General features: G+C 73.4%; 17 protein-coding genes and 1 pseudogene. 13 read left to right on the top strand and 5 right to left on the bottom strand.

The window, feature by feature from the left end; genetic code table 11:
• Positions 1 to 18: 18 nt before the first annotated feature.
• Positions 19 to 1311: a glycoside hydrolase family 27 protein gene (locus ACO1BR_RS11755; RefSeq protein ID WP_426794990.1), complete on the bottom strand. Its 1293-nt coding sequence runs from the start codon at positions 1309 to 1311 to the stop codon at positions 19 to 21.
• A 180-nt stretch (positions 1312 to 1491) separates the two neighbouring features.
• Between ACO1BR_RS11755 and ACO1BR_RS11750 the strand changes: the two genes are divergently transcribed.
• The 5 genes from ACO1BR_RS11750 (at position 1492) to ACO1BR_RS11730 (ending at position 8478) form a co-directional block, all read left to right on the top strand.
• Positions 1492 to 3060 (top strand): phytoene desaturase family protein, encoded by a 1569-nt coding sequence (locus ACO1BR_RS11750; protein ID WP_426794989.1) that lies wholly within the window; start codon positions 1492 to 1494, stop codon positions 3058 to 3060.
• A 98-nt stretch (positions 3061 to 3158) separates the two neighbouring features.
• Positions 3159 to 4262, top strand: a complete 1104-nt coding sequence (locus ACO1BR_RS11745) for an NAD(P)H-dependent flavin oxidoreductase (protein WP_426794988.1) — start codon at positions 3159 to 3161, stop codon at positions 4260 to 4262.
• Positions 4263 to 4306: 44 nt separating this feature from the next.
• Positions 4307 to 5857: an acyl-CoA synthetase gene (locus ACO1BR_RS11740; protein ID WP_426794987.1), complete on the top strand. Its 1551-nt coding sequence runs from the start codon at positions 4307 to 4309 to the stop codon at positions 5855 to 5857.
• 167 nt (positions 5858 to 6024) lie between these two features.
• Positions 6025 to 7596, top strand: coding sequence for a fatty acyl-CoA synthetase (locus tag ACO1BR_RS11735; protein WP_426794986.1), 1572 nt, complete (start codon positions 6025 to 6027; stop codon positions 7594 to 7596).
• Positions 7597 to 7677: 81 nt separating this feature from the next.
• Entirely contained in the window at positions 7678 to 8478 is an 801-nt protein-coding gene (locus ACO1BR_RS11730) for a VOC family protein (RefSeq protein ID WP_426794985.1), read from the top strand.
• Positions 8479 to 8480: 2 nt separating this feature from the next.
• On the opposite strand, the gene paaK is transcribed toward ACO1BR_RS11730, so the two are convergent.
• Complete coding sequence (gene paaK, locus ACO1BR_RS11725; protein ID WP_426794984.1) at positions 8481 to 9809, bottom strand: phenylacetate--CoA ligase PaaK; 1329 nt, start codon at positions 9807 to 9809, stop codon at positions 8481 to 8483.
• A 408-nt stretch (positions 9810 to 10217) separates the two neighbouring features.
• Between paaK and aroQ the strand changes: the two genes are divergently transcribed.
• A complete protein-coding gene (aroQ, locus tag ACO1BR_RS11720) occupies positions 10218 to 10853 on the top strand; it encodes a gamma subclass chorismate mutase AroQ (RefSeq protein WP_426794983.1) in 636 nt (211 codons plus the stop codon).
• A gap of 16 nt (positions 10854 to 10869) precedes the next feature.
• On the opposite strand, the gene ACO1BR_RS11715 is transcribed toward aroQ, so the two are convergent.
• A complete protein-coding gene (locus ACO1BR_RS11715; RefSeq protein WP_426794982.1) occupies positions 10870 to 12498 on the bottom strand; it encodes an acyl-CoA synthetase in 1629 nt (542 codons plus the stop codon).
• Between the two features lie 172 nt (positions 12499 to 12670).
• Between ACO1BR_RS11715 and ACO1BR_RS11710 the strand changes: the two genes are divergently transcribed.
• The 5 genes from ACO1BR_RS11710 to ACO1BR_RS11690 all read left to right on the top strand — a co-directional run bounded on the left by ACO1BR_RS11710 (position 12671) and on the right by ACO1BR_RS11690 (position 17100).
• A complete protein-coding gene (locus ACO1BR_RS11710) occupies positions 12671 to 13516 on the top strand; it encodes a crotonase/enoyl-CoA hydratase family protein (RefSeq protein WP_426794981.1) in 846 nt (281 codons plus the stop codon).
• A 23-nt stretch (positions 13517 to 13539) separates the two neighbouring features.
• The gene (locus ACO1BR_RS11705) at positions 13540 to 14487 is read left to right on the top strand and encodes a Zn-ribbon domain-containing OB-fold protein (RefSeq protein WP_426794980.1); all 948 of its coding nucleotides are present in this window, start codon (positions 13540 to 13542) and stop codon (positions 14485 to 14487) included.
• Complete coding sequence (locus ACO1BR_RS11700) at positions 14487 to 15596, top strand: thiolase domain-containing protein (protein ID WP_426794979.1); 1110 nt, start codon at positions 14487 to 14489, stop codon at positions 15594 to 15596. The genes ACO1BR_RS11705 and ACO1BR_RS11700 overlap by 1 nt, the downstream gene beginning before the upstream one ends.
• Positions 15593 to 16759 carry a thiolase domain-containing protein gene (locus ACO1BR_RS11695; protein ID WP_426794978.1) on the top strand — a complete coding sequence of 389 codons (1167 nt, stop codon included), beginning with the start codon at positions 15593 to 15595 and terminating at the stop codon, positions 16757 to 16759. Before ACO1BR_RS11700 ends, ACO1BR_RS11695 begins: the two co-directional genes overlap by 4 nt.
• 98 nt (positions 16760 to 16857) lie before the next feature.
• On the top strand, positions 16858 to 17100 hold the full coding sequence (locus ACO1BR_RS11690) for a DUF397 domain-containing protein (protein WP_426794977.1): 243 nt from the start codon (positions 16858 to 16860) through the stop codon (positions 17098 to 17100).
• A 90-nt stretch (positions 17101 to 17190) separates the two neighbouring features.
• Here the strand turns inward: ACO1BR_RS11690 and ACO1BR_RS11685 are convergent, their stop codons facing one another.
• Both ACO1BR_RS11685 and ACO1BR_RS11680 read right to left on the bottom strand, forming a co-directional pair.
• The gene (locus ACO1BR_RS11685; protein WP_426794976.1) at positions 17191 to 18681 is read right to left on the bottom strand and encodes a carboxylesterase/lipase family protein; all 1491 of its coding nucleotides are present in this window, start codon (positions 18679 to 18681) and stop codon (positions 17191 to 17193) included.
• Between the two features lie 269 nt (positions 18682 to 18950).
• Entirely contained in the window at positions 18951 to 19460 is a 510-nt protein-coding gene (locus ACO1BR_RS11680) for a maleylpyruvate isomerase family mycothiol-dependent enzyme (RefSeq protein WP_426794975.1), read from the bottom strand.
• A gap of 184 nt (positions 19461 to 19644) precedes the next feature.
• On the opposite strand from ACO1BR_RS11680, the pseudogene ACO1BR_RS11675 reads away from it, so the two are divergent.
• Together ACO1BR_RS11675 and ACO1BR_RS11670 are read left to right on the top strand one after the other, a co-directional pair.
• A pseudogene (locus tag ACO1BR_RS11675) lies at positions 19645 to 19989 on the top strand (CGNR zinc finger domain-containing protein); the annotation flags it as partial.
• A gap of 74 nt (positions 19990 to 20063) precedes the next feature.
• A complete protein-coding gene (locus ACO1BR_RS11670; RefSeq protein ID WP_043263348.1) occupies positions 20064 to 20561 on the top strand; it encodes a hypothetical protein in 498 nt (165 codons plus the stop codon).
• Positions 20562 to 20588: the final 27 nt, after the last annotated feature.

Genomic DNA, 20588 nt, shown 5'->3' with positions numbered 1-20588 from the left:
TGGGCGGTTGACGGGTCGTCAGTGCGGGGTGACCCGGTAGAGCACCGTGCCGTGCGGCGGGACGTTCCGGGCGATCAGGTCCCGGCGGGTGAGCGTGGTGCGGCCGGTGACCAGATCCCGCACCCGGTACGCGCCGGCCTCCGGCAGCCCCGTGGCGCCGGCCGCGATGGACAGCGTGCGGGCCGACTTGCCCGAGTTGAACAGTGCGACCGCCTGGTCACCGTTCTTCAGCGGCTTGGACAGCACCACGCCGTCGCCGTCCTGCTGCACGATATGCCCCTGGATGCCCAGCGGGTCCTGGTCGACGGCGATGATCCCGCGGTTGCCCAGGATCGACCGCGCCTGGGGGGAGAGCTTGCCGAGGTCCGTACTGGAGATCAGCGGCGCGGCCATGATCGCCCACAGCGACATCTGGCTCTGCATCTCGGCCCGCGACAGCCCCGCGTCACCGACCAGCAGGAAGTCGGGGTCGTTCCAGCGTCCGGGCCGCTGGAGTTCGGCCAGGTTGGCGTTGTAGCGGAAGTTGAAGGCGATGGAGGCCCACTTCTTGGCCGGGGTGCTCTGCTGCACCGCGATGTCCGCCCCGCCCCGCCACAGGTTCCCCAACTGCGCCGACCAGCCGATGACCTGGTGCCAGACCTTGTCCCCGTTGTACTGGAAGTAGGCGGGCGCGGAGATGGAGAAGGTGATGGGCCGTCCGGTGGCTCGCAGCGCCCGGCTCTGCTGGCGGTACAGGTCGTGGTACACCTGCTCCTTGCTCTGCCCCTTGGCGACCGGCACGTTGCAGCCGTCGGCCTTGAGGTAGTCGACCCCCCAGCTCGCGAACAGCTTGGCGTCCTGGGGGAAGTGCCCCAGGCTGCCCGGGTACTTGCCGCAGGTCAGCGTGCCGACGTCCTCGTAGATGCCGAACTTCAGGCCCAGCTTGTGGAGTTGCTGGCCGAGGTAGGCCATACCGTGCGGGAACTTCGCCCTGTCCGGAACCAGTTCGCCCTTGGGGCCGCGCTGCCTGGCCATCCAGCAGTCGTCGACGGTGACGGTGCGGTAGCCCTTGTGCACCAGCCCGCTGCGCACGAGGGCCCGCGCGTTGTCCAGGACCACCTGCTCGTTGACGTTGCACATGTAGTACGACCAGTTGTTCCAGCCCATGGGGGGCGTCGGGGCCAGGTTCGGGTACTGGCCGTCGCGCTGGGGCCCGGGTGCGCGGGCGGCGGAGGCGGGGGCGGTGGCCGAGATCAGTCCCGCCGAGCAGGCGGCGACGGCGGTGAGTCCGGCGAGGGTGCGGCCGATGCGGGATACCGACGGATGGGACACGGGTCACCTCACGTGGTGGGTGGGACGGCCTGGTCGATCGGCCGTCGGGGCGGTTCCGGGGCGGCGCACGGCCGGACGCTAGGAGCCCGTACGGATTCGGTCAAGAAGACGCACCGGCCGATGTGAGGCATTCAGCCGCGCGGGCCTGGCGAGCGAGATCACCGCGTGCTACCAAGGGGCATGCCGGAACGGACTTCGTATGACGCGGTCATCGTCGGCGGCGGCCACAACGGACTGGTGGCCGCCGCCTATCTCGCGCGCGCCGGGCGCAGCGTGCTGGTGCTGGAACGGCTGGACCACACCGGTGGGGCCGCCGTGTCGACACGGGCCTTCGCCGGGGTCGACGCCCGGCTGTCCCGCTACTCCTACCTCGTCAGCCTGCTCCCGCCGAAGATCGTGCGGGACCTCGGGCTGCGCTTCGCCGTCCGCAAGCGCACCGTCTCGTCGTACACCCCCACTGTGCGCGGCGGCCGGCCCACCGGTCTGCTGGTCGGCGGCGGGCCGGACCGCACCCGCGCGTCGTTCGCCGAACTCACCGGATCCGACCGGGAGTTCGACGCCTGGCAGCGCTTCTACGACACCACCCACCGGCTCGCCGGCCGGGTCTTCCCCACCCTCACCGAACCGCTGCCCACCCGCGCCGCGCTGCGTGCCCGCATCGACGACGACGCCACCTGGCACGCCCTCTTCGCACGCCCCCTGGGCGAGTTGATCGAGGAGACGTTCGACGACGACCTGATCCGCGGGGTGGTCCTCACCGACGCCCTCATCGGCACCTTCACCACCGCCCACGACCCGTCACTCCGCCAGAACCGCTGCTTCCTCTACCACGTCATCGGCGGCGGCACCGGCGACTGGGACGTCCCGATCGGCGGGATGGGCGCCCTCACCGACGCGCTGGCCGACGCCGCCCGCCGGGCCGGCGCCGAGATCGTCACCAGCTGCCCGGTGACCGCCATCGCCACCGACGGCCGCACCGCGGAGGTCACCTGCGACCAGGGCACCATCGGGGCCCGTCGCGTCCTGGTCAACGCGGCCCCCCGGGAACTGGCCCGGCTGCTGGGCGAGTCGGAGCCGCCGCCCGCCGAAGGCGCCCAGCTCAAGGTGAACATGCTGCTCACCCGGCTGCCCCGGCTCCGGGACGCCGGCGTCGACCCGCGCGAAGCCTTCTCCGGCACCTTCCACATCGCCGAGGGATACGGCCAGTTGGAGACCGCCCACCGGCAGGCCGCGGCCGGCGAGCTGCCCGCCGCGCCGCCCTCTGAGATCTACTGCCACTCCCTGACCGACCCCTCCATCCTGGGCGCGGACCTGGTCCGTCAGGGCTACCAGACCCTCACCCTGTTCGGCCTGCACACCCCCGCCCGGCTCTTCACCGCCGACACCGCCGGCAAGCCGGTCACCCGCGACCGCCTCCTCGCCGCCACCCTCGCCCAGCTGGACGCGCACCTCGCCGAACCGCTCGCCGACTGCCTGGCCCGGGACGCCGAGGGCCGGCCCTGCATCGAGGCCCGCAGCCCGCTCGACCTGGACCGGGAACTGGGCCTGCCCGGCGGCAACATCTTCCACCGCGAACTGGCCTTCCCTTACACCGACGAGGAGGGCGGCGCGGTGAGCGCACCGGCGCGCTGGGGGGTGGCGACCGGGCACGCCAACGTCCTGCTCTGCGGCGCGGGCGCGATCCGCGGCGGGGGCGTGAGCGGGATCCCGGGGCACAACGCGGCGATGGCGGTGCTGGAGGAGGGGTGAGGGCGGCTCCGTCCGCCGGCACCGGGGCCGTTGGCGGTTTCTGACGCGGCATCAGAAAATCTCTTCCCTCGTACGGCCCGCTGCGGCATCCTTCGCCCATGCAGACGGAGCTGAGCAACGCGCTGGGAGTCGAGCACGCCGTCTTCGGGTTCACACCCTTTCCCGCGGTCGCCGCGGCGATCACCCGGGCCGGCGGGTTCGGGGTGCTCGGCGCGGTCCGCTACACCGCGCCCGGTGAACTGGCCCGCGACCTGGACTGGATGCAGGAGCACAGCGACGGACTGCCCTACGGCCTCGATGTCGTGATGCCCGCCACGAAGGTGGCGGGCGTCACCGAGGTGGAGGTGGAGGCGATGATTCCGCCCGGGCACCGACGGTTCGTCGACGGGATCCTGGCGAAGTACGACGTGCCGCCACTCGCGCCGGGGGAGGCGTCGGGCTGGCGGATCACCGGCTGGATGGAACAGGTCGCCCGCACCCAGCTCGACGTCGCCTTCGACTACCCGATCAAGCTGCTGGCCAACGCCCTCGGCCCACCGCCCCCGGACGTCGTCCGGCGCGCCCACGACCACGGCGTACGGGTCGCCGCGCTGGCCGGCAGTCCCCGGCACGCGCTGCACCACAAGGCCGCCGGGATCGACGTCGTCGTCGCCCAGGGCTACGAGGCCGGCGGCCACACCGGCGAGATCGCCACCATGGTGCTCACCCCCGAAGTCGTCGCCGCCGTCCACCCGTTGCCGGTGCTGGCCGCCGGCGGCATCGGCACCGGCGAGCAGATCGCCGCCGGACTCGCCCTCGGCGCCCAGGGCGTGTGGCTCGGCTCGATCTGGCTCACCACCGAGGAGGCGGATCTGCACTCCCGGCGGCTGACCGCGAAACTGCTCGCCGCCGGACCCGGCGACACCGTCCGCTCCCGCGCCCTGACCGGCAAGCCCGCCCGCCAGCTGCGCACCGCGTGGACCGACGCCTGGGACGGCCCGGACGGCCCCGGCACCCTCCCGATGCCGCTCCAGGGGCTGCTGGTCGCCGAGGCCAACTCCCGTATCCAGCGGCACGAGGTCGAGCCGCTGCTCGGCACACCGGTCGGCCAGATCGTCGGCCGGATGACCAGCGAACGCAGCGTCCAGGCCGTCTTCGACGACCTCACCCGCGGCTTCGAGCGGGCCATCGACCGCATCAACCGCATCGCCGGCCGCGCCTGACCCGTAGTCCCGCCGATCCGCCACCGCCCGAGGAGGACCCGCCCATGCCCGACACCCCCAACGGCTTCTGGGCCCAGGCCACCGCCGACCCCGGCCGGACCGTCCTGATCGCCCCGGACGGCGAGGAGTGGACCGCCGGCCGGCTGCACGCCGCCGCCAACCAGCTCGTCCACGGGCTGCGCGCGGCCGGGCTGGGGCGCGGTGACGCGTTCGCCGCCGTCCTCCCCAACGGCGTCGAGTTCTTCACCGCCTATCTCGCCGCCTCCCAGGCCGGCTTCTACCTCGTGCCCGTCAACCACCACCTGGTCGGCCCCGAGATCGCCTGGATCGTCGCCGACTCCGGCGCCAAGGTGCTGATCGCCCACGAGCGGTTCGGGGCGGCGGCCCGGCAGGCCGCCGACGAGGCCGGGCTGCCGGCCGGGCGGCGGTACGCCGTCGGAACCGTCGCCGGCTTCCGCCCGTACGCCGAACTCCTCGGCGGGCAACCGGAGTCCGCGCCCGCCGCACGGACCCTCGGCTGGGTGATGAACTACACCTCGGGCACCACCGGACGCCCCCGCGGCATCCGCCGCCCGCTGCCCGGCAAGCCCCCCGAGGAGACCTACCTGGGCGGCTTCCTCGCCATCTTCGGCATCCGGCCGTTCGACGACAACGTCCATCTGGTCTGCTCACCGCTCTACCACACGGCCGTACTCCAATTCGCCGGCGCCTCCCTGCACATCGGCCACCGCGTCGTCCTGATGGACAAGTGGACGCCCGAGGAGATGCTGCGCGCCATCGACCGGCACCGCTGCACCCACACCCATATGGTCCCGACCCAGTTCCACCGGCTCCTCGCCCTGCCGGAGGCGGTGCGGTCGGCGTACGACGTGTCCTCGATGCGGCATGCCGTGCACGGCGCCGCGCCCTGCCCCGACCACGTCAAGCGCGCCATGATCGAGTGGTGGGGCGGCTGCGTCGAGGAGTACTACGCGGCCAGTGAGGGCGGCGGCGCCTTCGCCACCGCCGAGGAGTGGCTGAAGAAGCCCGGTACGGTCGGCCGCGCCTGGCCCATCAGCGAACTCGCCGTCTTCGACGACGCCGGCAACCGACTGCCGGCCGGCCAACTCGGCACCGTCTACATGAAGATGAGCACCGGCGGATTCTCGTACCACAAGGACGAGGGCAAGACCCGGAAGAACCGCATCGGCGACTTCTTCACCGTCGGCGACCTGGGCCTCCTCGACGAGGACGGCTACCTCTTCCTCCGCGACCGCAAGATCGACATGATCATCTCCGGCGGGGTCAACATCTACCCCGCCGAGATCGAAGCGGCGCTCCTCGCCCACCCCGCCGTCGCCGACGCCGCCGCCTTCGGCATCCCGCACGACGACTGGGGCGAGGAGGTCAAGGCGGTCGTCGAGCCCGCCGAGGGGTACCCGGCCGGGCCCGCGCTCGCCGCCGAGATCCTCGCCCACTGCGCGCGCCGACTCGCCGGCTACAAGCGCCCGCGCTCGGTCGACTTCACCGAGGCCATGCCCCGCGACCCCAACGGAAAGCTCTACAAGCGGCGGCTCCGTGACCCGTACTGGGCGGGCCGGGAGCGCGCCGTGTAGCCGTGCCGGGCGCATGACTTCTCCCAACGGACGGGAGAGCGAGGAAGGTTGAGCGAACCAAGCGGTCGGTCATCCGGAACCCCTCGTGCCCAACCGGGCTGCACGGACCGCGCGACGCCGCCGCCCGGTGCCTTGACCCGCCCCCGGCCGCGCCCCAGGATCGCCGCATGACGCAAGCGCGGAGCAACACGGTCGACGGAGTCCTGCGGCGCAGCGCCCGGCGGGTGCCGGAGCGCACGGCGGTGCGCTACGGAGCGCGGAGCTGGACCTATCGCGAACTGGACGCCGCGGTCAGCGCCGCGGCCCGGGTGCTGCTGGCGGCGGGGCCGCGGGCCGGTGACCGGGTGGCCTCCTACGGGCACAACTCCGACGCGTATCTGATCGGCTTCCTGGCCTGCGCCCGCGCCGGACTGGTACACGTACCGGTCAACCACGCCCTCACCGGCGAGGACCTGGACTACCTCCTGACCCAGTCGGGCAGCACGCTGGTGCTCACCGACCCGGCGCTGGCGCACCAACTGCCTGAATCGGTGCGCGCGTTGCCGCTGTACGGCGCGCCCGACGGGCTGCTGGAGCGGATCGCCGGGGCGTGCGGCGCACCGGACGAGGAGCCCGCCGAGGATCCCGGTGACCCGACCGCCGACGGGTCCGGCGACGCCCTCGTCCAGTTGCTCTACACCTCGGGAACCACCGCCCTCCCCAAGGGCGCGATGATGACCCACCGCGCGCTGGTGCACGAGTACACCAGCGCGATCGTCGCCCTCGACCTCAAGGAGAGCGACCGGCCGGTGCACTCGCTGCCCCTGTACCACTCCGCGCAGATGCATGTGTTCCTGCTGCCCTATCTGGCGGTCGGTGCGGAGAACACCATCCTCGACGGGCCCGACCCGGACCGGATCTTCGACCTGGTGGAATCCGGCCTGGCGGACAGCCTGTTCGCCCCGCCGACGGTCTGGATCGCACTCGCCGGCCACCCCGGCTTCGCCGTCCGGGAGCTGAGCGGGCTCCGCAAGGCGTACTACGGGGCGTCGATCATGCCGGTGCCCGTCCTGGAGCGGCTGCGCGCCCGGCTTCCCGGACTCGCGTTCTACAACTGCTTCGGGCAGAGCGAGATCGGGCCGCTGGCCACCGTCCTGGGCCCCGACGAGCACGAGGGCCGGATGGACTCCTGCGGGCGCCCGGTGCTGTTCGTCGAGGCGCGGGTGGTCGACGAGGACGGCCGGGAGGTGCCGGACGGCACCCGGGGCGAGGTCGTCTACCGCTCGCCGCAGCTGTGCACCGGCTACTGGGACAAGCCGGCGGAGACCGCCGAGGCGTTCCGGGGCGGCTGGTTCCACTCCGGGGACCTGGCCGTCCGCGACGCCGAGGGCTACTTCACCGTGGTCGACCGGGTCAAGGACGTGATCAACTCCGGTGGCGTCCTGGTCGCCTCGCGCCAGGTGGAGGACGTGCTCTACGAGCATCCGCAGGTCGCCGAGGTCGCGGTCATCGGGCTGCCGGACGAGCGCTGGATCGAGGCGGTGACCGCGGTCGTGGTCCGGCGCACCGGCGGCGCGGACGGCTGCGGAGCGGACGGCGGCGACGCCGCGGTGGGGGAGGCGGAGCTGATCGCCGCGGCCCGCGCCCGGCTGGCTCCGTTCAAGGCCCCCAAGCGGGTGGTGTTCGTGGACGCGCTGCCGCGGAACGCCAGCGGCAAGGTGCTCAAGCGCGAGCTGCGGGAGCGGTTCGGCACTCCCTGAGCGGCGCGCGGAGGGCGGCTGTCAGTGCCCCCTGCCATGCTGGGAACCGGCACTGACCACCGCGTGATGGGAGCACCTCTGATGTTGACGACCCACTTCGTCCCGGGCTCGCCGAACTGGCTCGACCTCGGCGCACCCGACGTCGACGCCGCCGCGGCCTTCTACTCCGCGGTGTTCGGCTGGACCTTCCAGTCGGCCGGCCCGGACGGCGGCGGCTACGGCTTCTTCCAGCGCGACGGCAGGACGGTCGGCGCGGTCGGCCCGCTGACGGAGGAGGGCGCGGGTTCGGCCTGGACGCCGTACTTCCACACCGCGGACGCGAACGCCACCTGCAAGGCGGTGGAGCAGGCCGGCGGCCGGGTCCGGGTCGCGCCGATGGACGTCTTCACCGCCGGCCGGCTGGCCATGCTCACCGACCCGACGGGCGCCGACTTCGCCGTCTGGCAGCCGGGCGAGGTCAAGGGCCTGGACGTGGTCATGGAGCCGAACGCCCTCTGCTGGACGGAGCTGTACACCACCGACGCCGCCGCGGCCAAGGACTTCTACGGTTCCGTCTTCTCCTGGAGTTACACGGACGCGCCGATGGGCGGCGACATGGTCTACACCCTCGCCTCCGCACCCGGCGCCGGGCAGGGCGACGACACCGCGCACGGCGGCATCATGCAGCTCCAGCAGGTCCATGTGGACGCCGGTTCGACGTCCGAGTGGCACCCGTACTTCGGCGTGGCCGACTGCGACGCCACCTTCAACACCGCCGTCCAGCACGGCGCCACGCTGCTCATCGCCCCGATGGACACCCCTGGTGTCGGCCGCCTGGCGATGCTGATGGATCCGGCGGGCGCCCCCTTCGCGCTGATCAAGGGGGACCCGTCGACGACCTGACGTCACCCGTCCCGGCGGGCGTCCACGATGCGCTTGAACTTCCCGACCGACCGCTCCAGCGTCTCCGGGTCGAGGATCTCGACCGCGACCGAGACCCCGATGCCGTCCTTCACGCCCCGGGCGATCCGCCCGGCGGCCGCCGTACGGTCCTCGGGAGTCGCGTCCGGCCGGGCCTCGGCCCGTACGGTCAGCCGGTCCATCCGGCCCTCGCGGGTCAGCCGGAGCTGGAAGTGCGGGGCGACGCCGGGGGTGCGCAGCACGATCTCCTCGACCTGCGCGGGGAAGAGGTTGACCCCGCGCAGGATGATCATGTCGTCGCTGCGCCCGGTGATCCTCGTCATGCGGCGGAAGGCCGGGCGGGCGGTGCCGGGCAGTAGCCGGGTCAGGTCCCGGGTGCGGTAGCGGACGACCGGCATGGCCTCTTTGGTGAGGGAGGTGAAGACCAGTTCGCCGTGTTCGCCGTCCGGCAGCACCTCGCCGGTGATCGGGTCGACGACCTCCGGGTAGAAGTGGTCCTCCCAGATGTGGAGGCCGTCCTTGGTCTCCACGCACTCCTGGGCGACGCCGGGCCCCATGACCTCCGACAGGCCGTAGATGTCCACGGCGTCGATCGCGAACCGCTCCTCGATCTCCCGGCGCATCTCCTCCGTCCAGGGCTCGGCGCCGAAGATGCCCACCTGGAGCGAGGTCTTGCGGGGGTCGACGCCCTGCCGCTCGAACTCGTCCAGCAGGGTCAGCATGTAGGTGGGCGTCACCATGATGATCTCCGGGCGGAAGTCCTGGATGATCTGCACCTGGCGGCTGGTCATCCCGCCGGACGCCGGCACGACCGTGCAGCCGAGCCGCTCCGCGCCGTAGTGCGCGCCCAGCCCGCCGGTGAACAGCCCGTATCCGTAGGCGATATGGACGGTGTGGCCGGGGCGCCCGCCGGCCGCGTGGATGGACCGGGCCACCACGTCCGCCCAGTGCGACAGATCGCGCTCGGTATAGCCGACGACCGTCGGGCGCCCGGTGGTGCCGCTCGACGCGTGGATGCGCCGTACCTCGCTCCTGGGGACGGCGAACATCCCGAACGGATACTGCGCCCGCAGATCGTCCTTGACCGTGAACGGGAAGCGCGCGAGATCACCCAGCGAGCGGCAGTCCTCGGGCCGCACGCCCGCCCGGTCGAAGGACTCCCGGTAGAAGGGGACGCGCTCGTACGCGTGCCGCAACGTGGCCTGCAGCCGGGTGAGTTGCCGTGCGCGCAGGGCGTCCGGGGAGAGCCGCTCGGCATCGTCGAACCCCCTGACCTGTCCGGACGTCCCGCTGCCCGCAGCCGCTTGTGGCATGGAGTCTCACCGCCTCGTGTACCTACCGATCATTCGGTAGCCGCATGCGGATCCAAGTAATCAGCGCGCGGCGACCACGTCAAGGGGCGTGCCGCGAGCAGCCTCGGGCCAGTGTCCCGGCCCTGGGCGGCGTACGGAAGGCGCAGGTCGGTGACGTCCGGCCGGCATACCGGGCGCGGGGGGCAGCGGTGTCCGTCCGATCCGCCCTCGAGGGCGCGGGCCAGCCCGTCCACGAGGAGCGGCCGGGGGAGTTCCCGGCCGCGGTGGCGTCGTGCCCGGCGGGGTCCGCGGCGCGGGCTGACGGTGGGGCAGGGGAGGTGGTCGGCCGGCCCGGTGGCGTCCGCACCCCCACCGGGCCGTAGGCTCCATCTGCCCGCACGCCTCCCGCAGTTACGAGAAAGGCCGACCGTGCAGCTGACCTCCTCCCTGCGCCGTACGTTGCTCGCCGGTGCCACCGCGGCGGCGCTGTTCGCCGGGGCCGGCGGGGCCGTCGCGGCGCCCCGCGGCGGCGCCCCGGCCGCGACCGCCGGCGCTCCGGCCGCCCGCACGGCGCCCGCCCCCTACGACCGGCTGCGGTCCCTGGCCGCGCTCTCCGAGGAGCGGCTGGCCACCGCCGATGCGGTGGCCGCGGCGAAGTGGGGCACCGGCAGCCCGATCGACGACCCGGTGCGCGAGCGTGAGGTGCTGGACGCCGTGTCGCAGCAGGCCCGGCGGCTGGGCGCCGACCCTGAGGCGACGGTGCGGATCTTCCGGGACCAGATCGAGGCGAACAAGGTCGTGCAGCGGGGGCTGCACCGCCGGTGGGCCGCGGATCCGTCGCAGGCGCCGACCGGCCGGCCGGATCTCGCCCGGGTCCGCAAGGAGATCAACCGCCTCAACGGCGAGCTGGTGCGGGCCATCGCCGTGTCCCCGCAGGCGCGTTCGGGCTCCGGGTGTGTGCCGTGGCTCGCGGTGTCCGCGGTGCGGGTCGGCCATCGGCACCACCTGGACGTCCTGCACGCGGTGGGGCTGGCCCGGTCGCTGCGGTCGGTCTGCGGAGGCTGAGTCGCGGCCCCGGCTCTCACACCCCCCGCTCGCCCGACACCACGGCCTTCGCCCAGCGGTAGTCCGCCTTGCCGCTGGGCGAGCGCTGGATGCGGTCGGTGAAGACGACGTCGCGCGGGATCTTGTAGCCGGCGAGCCGGGCCCGGCAGTGGGCCTGGATCCCCGCGGCGTCCAGCACGTCCGCCCCGTCGCGGAGTTGGACGACGGCGGCGACGCGATGTCCCCAGCGCTCGTCCGGAACGCCCGCCACCAGCGCGTCGTAGACATCCGGATGGGACTTCAGGGCCTGCTCGACCTCCTCCGGATAGACCTTCTCGCCACCGGAGTTGATGCACTGCGAGCCGCGGCCCAGGACGGTGACGACGCCCTGCGCGTCGACGGTCGCCATGTCGCCGAGCAGCACCCACCGGTCGCCGTGCGCCTCGAAGAACGTCTCGGCGGTCTTGGCGGGGTCGTTGTGGTAGCCGAGCGGTACGTGGCCGCGCAGCGCGATACGGCCCGGCTCGCCGACCGCCACCGGCTCGCGGCTGACCGGATCGACCACGGCCGTACGGGAGTTGACGTTCAGCCGGAATCCGTTCCGCGGCCCCGAGTCGTCCGTCGCGGTGCCGTTGAAGCCGGACTCGGAGGAGCCGAAGTTGTTCAGCAGCATCGCGTCCGGGACGAGTGCGCGGAACTGCGCGCGCACCGTCTCGGAGAGGATCGCGCCGGAGCTGCTGACGCTGAGGAGGGAGGAGCAGTCCGTCCCCTTGAGGGGCCCGCCGAGCGCGTCGACGAGGGGGCGCAGCATCGCGTCACCGACCAGCGAGACGCTGGTGACCCGCTCCCGCTCGACGGTGCGCAGGACCTCTTCGGGCACGTACTTGCGGTGGAGGACGACCTTCTGGCCGAAGTGGAAGGCGATGAACGCGGTGAGGGTGGAGGTGCCGTGCATCAGCGGCGGCGTCGGGAAGAAGACGAGGCCGTCGCCGCCGGCCGCGACCCGTTCGGCCAGTTCGGCGGGGCGCCCGACCGGCTCTCCGGTCGGTGCGCCGCCGCCCATCCCGGAGAAGAAGATGTCCTCGTGGCGCCACACCACGCCCTTGGGCATGCCGGTGGTGCCGCCGGTGTAGATGACGATCCGGTCGTCGGCGGAGCGGGGGCCGAAGCCGCGCTCCGGCGAGCCGGCCGCCTCGGCGTCCGCGAGCGGGACGGGGGCGAGCCGTGGCTCGGGGACGCCGGGGGGCGGGGTGCCGACCCGGACGAGGTGCCGCAGCTTCGTGGTCTGCGGCAGGGCGGCGGCGACCCGTTCGGTGAACTCCGCGTCGAAGACCAGCGCCACCAGGTCGGCGTCTCGGTAGAGATAGACCAACTCCTCTTCGACGTAGCGGTAGTTGACGTTCACCGGCACGGCGCGGATCTTCAGGCAGGCGTAGACGGCCTGGAGGTACTCGACGCCGTTGTAGAGGTGCAGCCCGACGTGGTCGCCGGGGCCGATGCCCCGGTCGCCGAGGTGGTGGGCGAGGCGGTTGGCGGCGCGGTCGAGCTGCGCATAGGTCAGCCGCCGCTCCGCGCCGGTGCCGGGATGGTCGAGGTACACCAGCGCCTCGCGGTCCGGGACCGTGTCGACGATCGATTCGAAGAGGTCGGCAAGGTTGTACTCCACGTCTCCTCCAGATCGTGCGGACGGCGGCGGACGGCGGCCCGGCGGTCATTAGAGCGCCGCGGGGAGGAGCAGGGAAGGGCCGCGGCCAAGAAAACTGACTGCGCGTCAGAAAAGCCTTGAACTCGCCGTGCCGCTACTGCAACCTGTTCTCGTCGTGAGACGGGAGGACGCAATGGGCGGGACCGAACGACCCTCGACCACACCGCGACCGCAGCGGGCCGAGGGCACCGAACACCTCACCGTGGAGCGCGTCGGCGCGACACTGGTGCTCACCCTCAACCGGCCGGAGGCCCAAAACGCGCTCTCGCTGCCGATGCTGGTGGGCCTGTACGACGGCTGGCTGGCCGCCGACGAGGACGACGGGATCCGGTCGATCGTGCTGACCGGCGCCGGCGGTGCCTTCTGCGCCGGTATGGACCTCAAGGCGCTCGCCGGCGGCGGAATGGCCGGTGAGCGGTACCGCGACCGGCTGCGCGCCGACCCCGATCTGCACTGGAAGGCGATGCTCCGGCACCACCGTCCGCGCAAGCCGGTCATCGCGGCCGTCGAGGGCCACTGCGTCGCCGGCGGTACCGAGATCCTCCAGGGCACCGACATCCGCGTCGCCGGCGAGAGCGCCACGTTCGGGCTCTTCGAGGTCCGGCGCGGACTGTTCCCGATCGGCGGCTCCACCGTCCGCCTCGCCCGCCAGATCCCGCGGACCCACGCCCTGGAGATGCTGCTCACCGGGCGGCCGTACCCGGCACCCGAGGCCGCCCGCATCGGGCTGATCGGCCATGTCGTGCCCGACGGCGGCGCGTTGCCGAAGGCGCTGGAGATCGCCGAGCGGATCAACGCCTGCGGCCCGCTCGCCGTCGAGGCCGTCAAGGCGTCCGTGTACGAGACCGCCGGGATGACCGAGGCCGACGGGCTCGCCGCCGAACTCGCCCGCGGCTGGCCCGTGTTCGACACCGCCGACGCCAAGGAGGGCTCCCGCGCCTTCGCGGAGAAGCGCCCACCCGTCTTCCGGCGCGCCTGACCCCCCAAGACCGAGGAGTCCGCATGTCAGAGGTCCTCACGGCGCCGCTCGTCGTGGAATTCCCGTTCACCCGCTCGCTGGGCCCCGTCCAGAGCGCCTTCCTGACAGGGCTGCGCGAGCGGTGCGTGCTCGGGGTCCGGGCGACCGACGGGCGGGTGGTCGTACCGCCGGTCGAATACGATCCGGTCACCGCCGACGAGATCCGCGACCTGGTCGAGGTCGGCACCAGCGGCACGGTCACCACCTGGGCGTGGAACCCGTCCCCGCGCCGCGGCCAGCCCCTCGCCGCGCCCTTCGCCTGGGTCCTGGTCCGGCTCGACGGCGCCGACACCGCCCTGCTGCACGCCCTGGACGCCCCCGGCCCCGAGGCGGTACGCACCGGCATGCGGGTCCGCATCCGCTGGGCCGCGGAGCGCACCGGCGCGATCACCGACATCGCCTGCTTCGAACCGGCGGAAGGCGACCGGACGGTCCATCAACCCATCCCGCACAGCGGGGAGTTCGACGACCCGCTGACCGGGATCACCACCCCGGCCCGGCTCGACTACACCTACTCGCCCGGCCGCGCCCAGTCCCGCTACCTCCAGGCCCTCGCCGACCACCGGACCATCGGCGAACGCTGCCCCTCCTGCCGCAAGGTCTACGTCCCGCCCCGCGGCGCCTGCCCCACCTGCGGCGTCGCGACCGGTACCCAGGTCGAGGTCGGCCCCGGCGGCACCGTCACCACCTACTGCATCGTCAACATCAAGGCCCGCAACCTCGACATCGAGGTCCCCTACGTCTACGCCCACATCGCCCTGGACGGCGCCGACCTGGCCCTGCACGCCCGGATCGGCGGGATCCCGTACGACCAGGTCCGCATGGGGCTGCGCGTCGAACCGGTCTGGACCGACGGCGCCCGCTACCCCGACCACTACCGGCCCACCGGCGAGCCCGACGCCGACTACGACAGCTACAAGGAGCTGATCTGATGCCCGAGCCAGCGCGCGCGGCGGCGCGGGAACCGGTCCGGGACGCGGCGCGGGACGTCGCCGTCGTCGCCTTCGCACAGAGCGGGCACGTCCGCGACAGCGCGGCGACCTCCGAGGTCGAGATGCTGCTGCCGGTACTCCACGACGTCCTGGCGCAGACCGGACTCCGCGCCCGGGACATCGACTTCACCTGCTCCGGATCCTCCGACTACCTCGCCGGCCGGGCCTTCTCCTTCACCATGGCCCTGGACGGCGTCGGCGCCTGGCCGCCGATCTCCGAATCCCATGTCGAGATGGACGGCGCCTGGGCGCTCTACGAGGCGTGGGTGAAGATCCTCACCGGCGAGGCCGACACCGCACTGGTCTACGCGTACGGCAAGTCCTCACCCGGCGACGTCCGCGAGGTCCTCACCCGCCAGCTCGACCCGTACTACGTCGCCCCGCTGTGGCCCGACTCCGTCGCGCTCGCCGCGCTCCAGGCCAGGGCGCTGATCGACGCCGGACTGACCGACGAGCGCGAGCCGGCCCGTACGGCCGCCCGGCGCCGCGGCGAGCCGGCGCGGCCACCGGGCGAGTACGTGGTCGCGCCGCTGCGCACCGGCGACTGCCCGCCCGTCGTCGACGGCGCCGCGGCCGTCGTCCTCGCCGCCGGGGACACCGCCCGCCGGCTCACCGACCGCCCCGCCTGGATCCGCGGCCTGGACCACCGCATCGAGGCCCACAGCCTGGGTGTCCGCGACCTGACCGACTCCCCGTCCACCCGGCTCGCCGCGGAGCGCGCCGGCGCCTTCGAACGCCCCGTGGACACGGCCGAGTTGCACGCCCCGTTCGCCTCTCAGGAGGTCGTCCTGCGCCGCGCGCTGAGCCTCGACGGGCCGCGGGGCGCGCACGTCCGCATCAACCCGTCCGGCGGCGCGCTCGCCGCCAACCCCGTCATGGCCGCCGGCCTGATCCGGATCGGCGAGGCCGCCGCCCGTATCCGGCGCGGCGAGTCGGACCGCGCCCTGGCACACGCCACGTCGGGCCCGTGCCTCCAGCAGAACCTGGTCGCCGTCCTCGAAGGGGACCCGCGACCGGACACCGGCGGACAACCCGAGGAGGGGCAGTGAGCAAGGAGCCCGTGGCCGTCGTCGGCATCGGCCAGACCAGGCACGTCGCCGCCCGCCGCGACGTCTCCCTCGCCGGCCTGGTGCGCGAGGCCGCCCGCCGCGCCCTGGATGACGCCGCGTTGCACTGGGCGGACATCGACGCCGTGGTCATCGGCAAGGCCCCCGACTTCTTCGAGGGGGTGATGATGCCGGAGCTCTACCTCGCCGACGCGCTCGGCGCCGTCGGCAAGCCGATGCTGCGGGTGCACACCGCCGGCTCCGTCGGCGGCTCCACCGCCCTGGTCGCGGCCAACCTCGTCGCCGCCCGGGTGCACCGCACGGTCCTCACCCTCGCCTTCGAGAAGCAGTCCGAGTCCAACGCCATGTGGGGCCTGTCCCTCCCCGTCCCCTTCCAGCAGCCGCTGCTGGCCGGCGCCGGCGGATTCTTCGCCCCGCACGTCCGCGCGTACATGCGGCGCACCGGCGCCCCCGACACCGTCGGCTCCCTCGTCGCGTACAAGGACCGCCGCAACGCCCTCAAGAACCCCTACGCCCACCTCCACGAGCACGACCTCACCCTGGAGAAGGTCCAGTCCTCGCCGATGCTCTGGGACCCGATCCGCTACTCCGAGACCTGCCCGTCCTCCGACGGCGCCTGCGCGATGATCCTCACCGACCGCACCGGCGCCGCCCGCACCCCGCACCCGCCGGCCTGGGTGCACGGCGGGGCGATGCGCAGCGAACCCACCCTCTTCGCCGGCAAGGACTTCGTCTCCCCGCAGGCCGGCAAGGACTGCGCCGCCGACGTCTACCGCCAGGCCGGCATCACCGACCCGCGCCGCCAGATCGACGCCGTCGAGATGTACGTCCCGTTCTCCTGGTACGAGCCGATGTGGCTGGAGAACCTCGGTTTCGCCCGGGAGGGCGAGGGCTGGAAGCTCACCGAGGCCGGCGTCACCGAACTCGACGGCGACCTCCCCGTCAACCCCTCCGGCGGCGTCCTGTCCACCAACCCCATCGGCGCCTCCGGCATGATCCGCTTCGCCGAGGCCGCCCTCCAGGTGCGCGGCCAGGCCGGTGAGCACCAAGTGGACGGCGCCCGAAGGGCGTTGGGACATGCCTACGGAGGCGGTTCCCAGTTCTTCGCCATGTGGCTGGTGGGCGCCGAACCGCCCGCCCGCTGACGTCCGACCGCGCCCGCGGACCGCCGCCCGACGTCCCCTGTCGGTCCCCGGGCGCAGTCGTTACGCTGGCCCGGACGACGACCGGGAGGAGCGGTTACGTGGCCGACAGCATCACCGACCAGCGGCTCACGGGCGGGCCCAGGCCCGAACTCGACCTGACGCGCGCTGAATGGCAGTCGAGCAGCCAAGGGGTGGGCGGCGATGTCCAGGTCGCGTTCATCGAGGGCTATATCGCCATGCGCAACGGCCGCAGTCCGGACGTACCGGCCCTCATCTTCACCCCCGCCGAATGGCGCGGCTTCGTCCTCGGCGCCCGCGAGGGCGAGTTCGACCTGACCTGACCTGGCGCAACGGACGAGCGCGGGACGGCGGCGCTGCCGCGTCGCGCTTCGGGCACCTCATCGGGCAAGTCCCTCCCACCGCGCCCACTGCTACGCCGGAGCGAAGGGTGCGAGCGCGTGGCCGTCCCAGATGCGGCGGGAGGCTTCTTCGGGGTAGGGCGCGGTCGTGGGTTCGGCGTCCAGGAGCCGGGTGAGGTGCCGGTCCGCGGTGTAGGCGGACCAGCCGGCGTCGCCGGTGGTGGCGAAACGCACCCACGCCTGGTGCAGTTCCCGCGACACCGCGAGGGCCCCGGGGGCGGGCGGGTCGCCGACGAGATCCCTGCCGGTGGGGCTGTCCAGCGTGCCGAAGGCCAGGGGGACGTCGAGGCCGTGGCAGGCCCCCAGGGCGCCTCCGACGGCCGGGGACGGCAGCCGCAGCTCGAAGAGGAACGAGGTGCCGCCGGCCGCGGCGTTCGCCTGGGCCAGGTGCAGTGACGGCATGCGGAAGACGGCGTCCGAGTAGACCGTCTCCAGCAGTTCCGCGGGGGTGGCCTGCGGGTGGGCGGCGCGGTAGGCGGCCGGACCGTCCGGCGCCGGGGCGAAGAGCTCCAGGGCGGTGGTGGCCTCCTCCTCGGTGAACCCCTTCGCCCGTCCGCTCATCACGCTGAACAGCCGGAACTCGTCGCGGGTATGGCCCACGAGGAGTTCGATCCCGTCGGCTCGGCCACCGGCCGGCGGCTGCCAGGGCGATACGGCGAGGAGCTCGCCGTCGACGACGGGATGGACGGCCACACCGGTGCGGGAGATCGGTCCCCAACTCTCCAGATACCGGGGGAGTTCGGTGCCGAGCGATGTCAGTTCCGCGGCCAGGCGCCGGGGGGAGACGCCGGAGAGGGCCCGGGCGGTGGGCGCCGTGCCGAGCCGGCCCGCCAGCGCGGCGGTGACCTGCTCCGCCAGTGCCGGTGTGCAGTGGCCGCCCGGCACGGAGTGGGCGATGGCGCGTCGGAACAGGCCGCGCACCGGCTCCATCGTCAGCAGGGCGGCGACGGATCCCGCCCCGGCGGACTGCCCGGCCACGGTGACCTGGTCGGGGTCCCCGCCGAACGCGGCGATGTTCCGCCGTACCCAGTGCAGCGCCGCGATCTGGTCGAGGAACCCGCGGTTGGCCGGGGCGCCGTCGAGGAAGGCGAAACCCTCGGCGCCCAACCGGTAGTTGACGCTCACCACGACGAGTCCCGCCGCGGCCAGCGCCGCGGGGTCGTACATCGGGTCGCTCGACGTCCCCGCGATATAGGCGCCCCCGTGGATCCACACCAGCACCGGCAGCCCCGCCGCACCCGGGTCCGGCGTGCAGACGTTGAGCGTCAGCCAGTCCGTGCGCTCTTCCGTACTCGCCCGAACCGGCCCGGACTGCGGTGCCGCCGGCCCGAACTCCGCGGCCTCCCGCGTCCCGTCCCAGCGCGGCACCGGCGCGGGTGCGGCGAACCGCAGCGCTCCCACCGGCGGTGCGGCGTAGGGGATGCCGCGGAACACCGCGTGCCCCCGCCGGCGACGCCCTCGTAACACGCCTTCCGCGGTACGTACTGTCGGCTGCTCGGACATGCAACTCCCTTCCTCCATAGGCCCCCAGGGTTATCGGCCACCTGTATTATGTCAAGTGTATGGAGAAGGGCTGGAGGGGTCGGCGAGGGCGAAACGGGTGGGGCGCGCGAACGAGCCCCGCCACGCCCTCGCCCCCATCGACCGGTACCGGGACCGGCACCAAGACCGGTGCGTGGACCGGCCGTTCGACGGCGGCGAGGGGCGCGCGGAGCCGCTCGGGGTGGAACTCGTCCTCTTCCGGCGGTGGTTGAGGCGCCGCCGGACCGGCCTCAGGGCCAGTCGCGCAGTGCGGGAAGGGGGGAGCCGGTTCCCGCGCGGGTGCAGTGGAGGGGGCCGCGCGGGGCCCGGCCGGCCAGCCAGGCGGCGAGGTCGGTGAGGGTGCCGCGCACGGTCGCCGTGGGCGCGTCCGCCGGTCCGTACGGCGGAGGTGGCGCCGCGTCGTCGGTCGCTTCGAGGGCGAGGCGGATGTCCTTCGGAGCGCGGGGGGCCAGGTGGTCCAGGAGGTGGTGGCACAGGGCCGGGCGCCAGTGAGCGGGGCCGTCGCCGAGCAGCGCATCGGCCGTATGGATCGTCAACTCCCGCCACCAGCACAGCAGTGCGCCGCGCAGGTCGTCGTCGCGGTACCCGACCGGCCGTGACCAGTCCGCGGGGCCGACCGCGGCCCAGGCCGCGGACGCCTCGGCGAGGGTGTCCGTCACGGCCTGGCGGAGGGCCGCCGCGTCGCGCCGGGAACCCTCCTCGATGGCGGCGGTCCGGGCCGGGAATCCGCCGTCGTACACGGCGATCAGCTCGCCGCGTGGCGGGCCTGGCGGGCCATGGCGCGGCCGATGCCCTCGATGTGGGAGAGGACGTGGGCGCGGGCCGGGCAGTGCGGCGGGCTCGCGGGCGGCGGTGTCGGTGAGGGCCGGGAGCAGGGCGCGGAGCCGCGCGTGACCGGCCTCGACCTCGTCGCGTACCGCCTCGGCGGTCGGCGGGGTGGGCGCCGCCGCGGCCCGGGTCCCGACCGCACCCCGGCTCAGCTGGGAGCCGGGCGCACAGCCCGCACTGCGTGACCTCCCGGCTGGCTCCCCGCCGGCCGCCGACCGGCTCACCGCCGCGCTCGCCCGCGCCGCCATCGCCTTCCTCCACGGTCCGGACCGCGAACGGCTGTGCGCCTGCCCGGCCCCGCGCTGTGTGCGCTACTTCGTCAAGGACCACCCCCGCCAGGAGTGGTGCACGCCCTCCTGCGGCAACCGCGCCCGGGTCGCCCGGCACCACCAACGGCACCGGGAGCAACACGGCGGCACGCCCGGGAATCCGACCGGCTGACGGTGCCGCGCCCGTCGACGCGTCACGGCCGACGTCCGCGCGGCTACCGGGGCCGGGCCACGTACGATGGCGGCATGTCCTTCCTCCGCCGCCGTAGCGCCACGCCCGCCGGTCCAGACTTCGACGTACTCGCCATGGACCCCGGGGACTGGCCCGGCAATCTCGGGGCCGGGCTGCTGCCCGCGCCCGACGGGAGCTGCCAGGGCGTCTTCCTCCGCTACGACCTGTTCGGCGGGCGCGGCCCCGCGATGATCATCGGCAATCTGCCGGAGGGCTCACCGGCCCGCGAGCTGGAGGAGGGCCAGGTGCCCTTCGAGGTGGCCCAGCTGCTCGCGGCGCTCGGCAACGACGAGCCGGTGACGGTCGTCGAGAGCGAGGACACCCCCGTGATGCACGAGGACAACCTCCTCATCGTCAAACGCATCAAGTGCTCCGAGAGCCGCATCTCCTGCGCGCAGTTCGACCGCAGTGACGGCGTGCTGGTCACCATCGCCAGCTGGGACCGCCCGATCACCGACGACCTCTACGCGCTGCTCAAGCCGCTGCCCGCGGAGCTCTTCCAACAGGGCTGACCCGGAGCGGACATACCGCGGGCAGCG

Source organism: Streptomyces sp. YGL11-2 (genome assembly GCF_050054615.1).
In the GTDB taxonomy this organism is placed as follows: Bacteria; Actinomycetota; Actinomycetes; order Streptomycetales; family Streptomycetaceae; genus Streptomyces.
This window is presented reverse-complemented; position numbering and strand designations above follow the sequence as displayed.

Coding starts and splice junctions, on each gene's coding strand:
- ACO1BR_RS11700 (WP_426794979.1), top strand. CDS start 14,487: ATGCCCGAGCCAGCGCGCGCGGCGGCGCGGGAACCGGTCCGGGACGCG.
- ACO1BR_RS11670 (WP_043263348.1), top strand. CDS start 20,064: ATGTCCTTCCTCCGCCGCCGTAGCGCCACGCCCGCCGGTCCAGACTTC.
- ACO1BR_RS11735 (WP_426794986.1), top strand. CDS start 6,025: ATGACGCAAGCGCGGAGCAACACGGTCGACGGAGTCCTGCGGCGCAGC.
- ACO1BR_RS11685 (WP_426794976.1), bottom strand. CDS start 18,681: ATGTCCGAGCAGCCGACAGTACGTACCGCGGAAGGCGTGTTACGAGGG.
- paaK (WP_426794984.1), bottom strand. CDS start 9,809: ATGCCACAAGCGGCTGCGGGCAGCGGGACGTCCGGACAGGTCAGGGGG.
- ACO1BR_RS11730 (WP_426794985.1), top strand. CDS start 7,678: ATGTTGACGACCCACTTCGTCCCGGGCTCGCCGAACTGGCTCGACCTC.
- ACO1BR_RS11750 (WP_426794989.1), top strand. CDS start 1,492: ATGCCGGAACGGACTTCGTATGACGCGGTCATCGTCGGCGGCGGCCAC.
- ACO1BR_RS11745 (WP_426794988.1), top strand. CDS start 3,159: ATGCAGACGGAGCTGAGCAACGCGCTGGGAGTCGAGCACGCCGTCTTC.
- ACO1BR_RS11705 (WP_426794980.1), top strand. CDS start 13,540: ATGTCAGAGGTCCTCACGGCGCCGCTCGTCGTGGAATTCCCGTTCACC.
- ACO1BR_RS11740 (WP_426794987.1), top strand. CDS start 4,307: ATGCCCGACACCCCCAACGGCTTCTGGGCCCAGGCCACCGCCGACCCC.
- ACO1BR_RS11710 (WP_426794981.1), top strand. CDS start 12,671: ATGGGCGGGACCGAACGACCCTCGACCACACCGCGACCGCAGCGGGCC.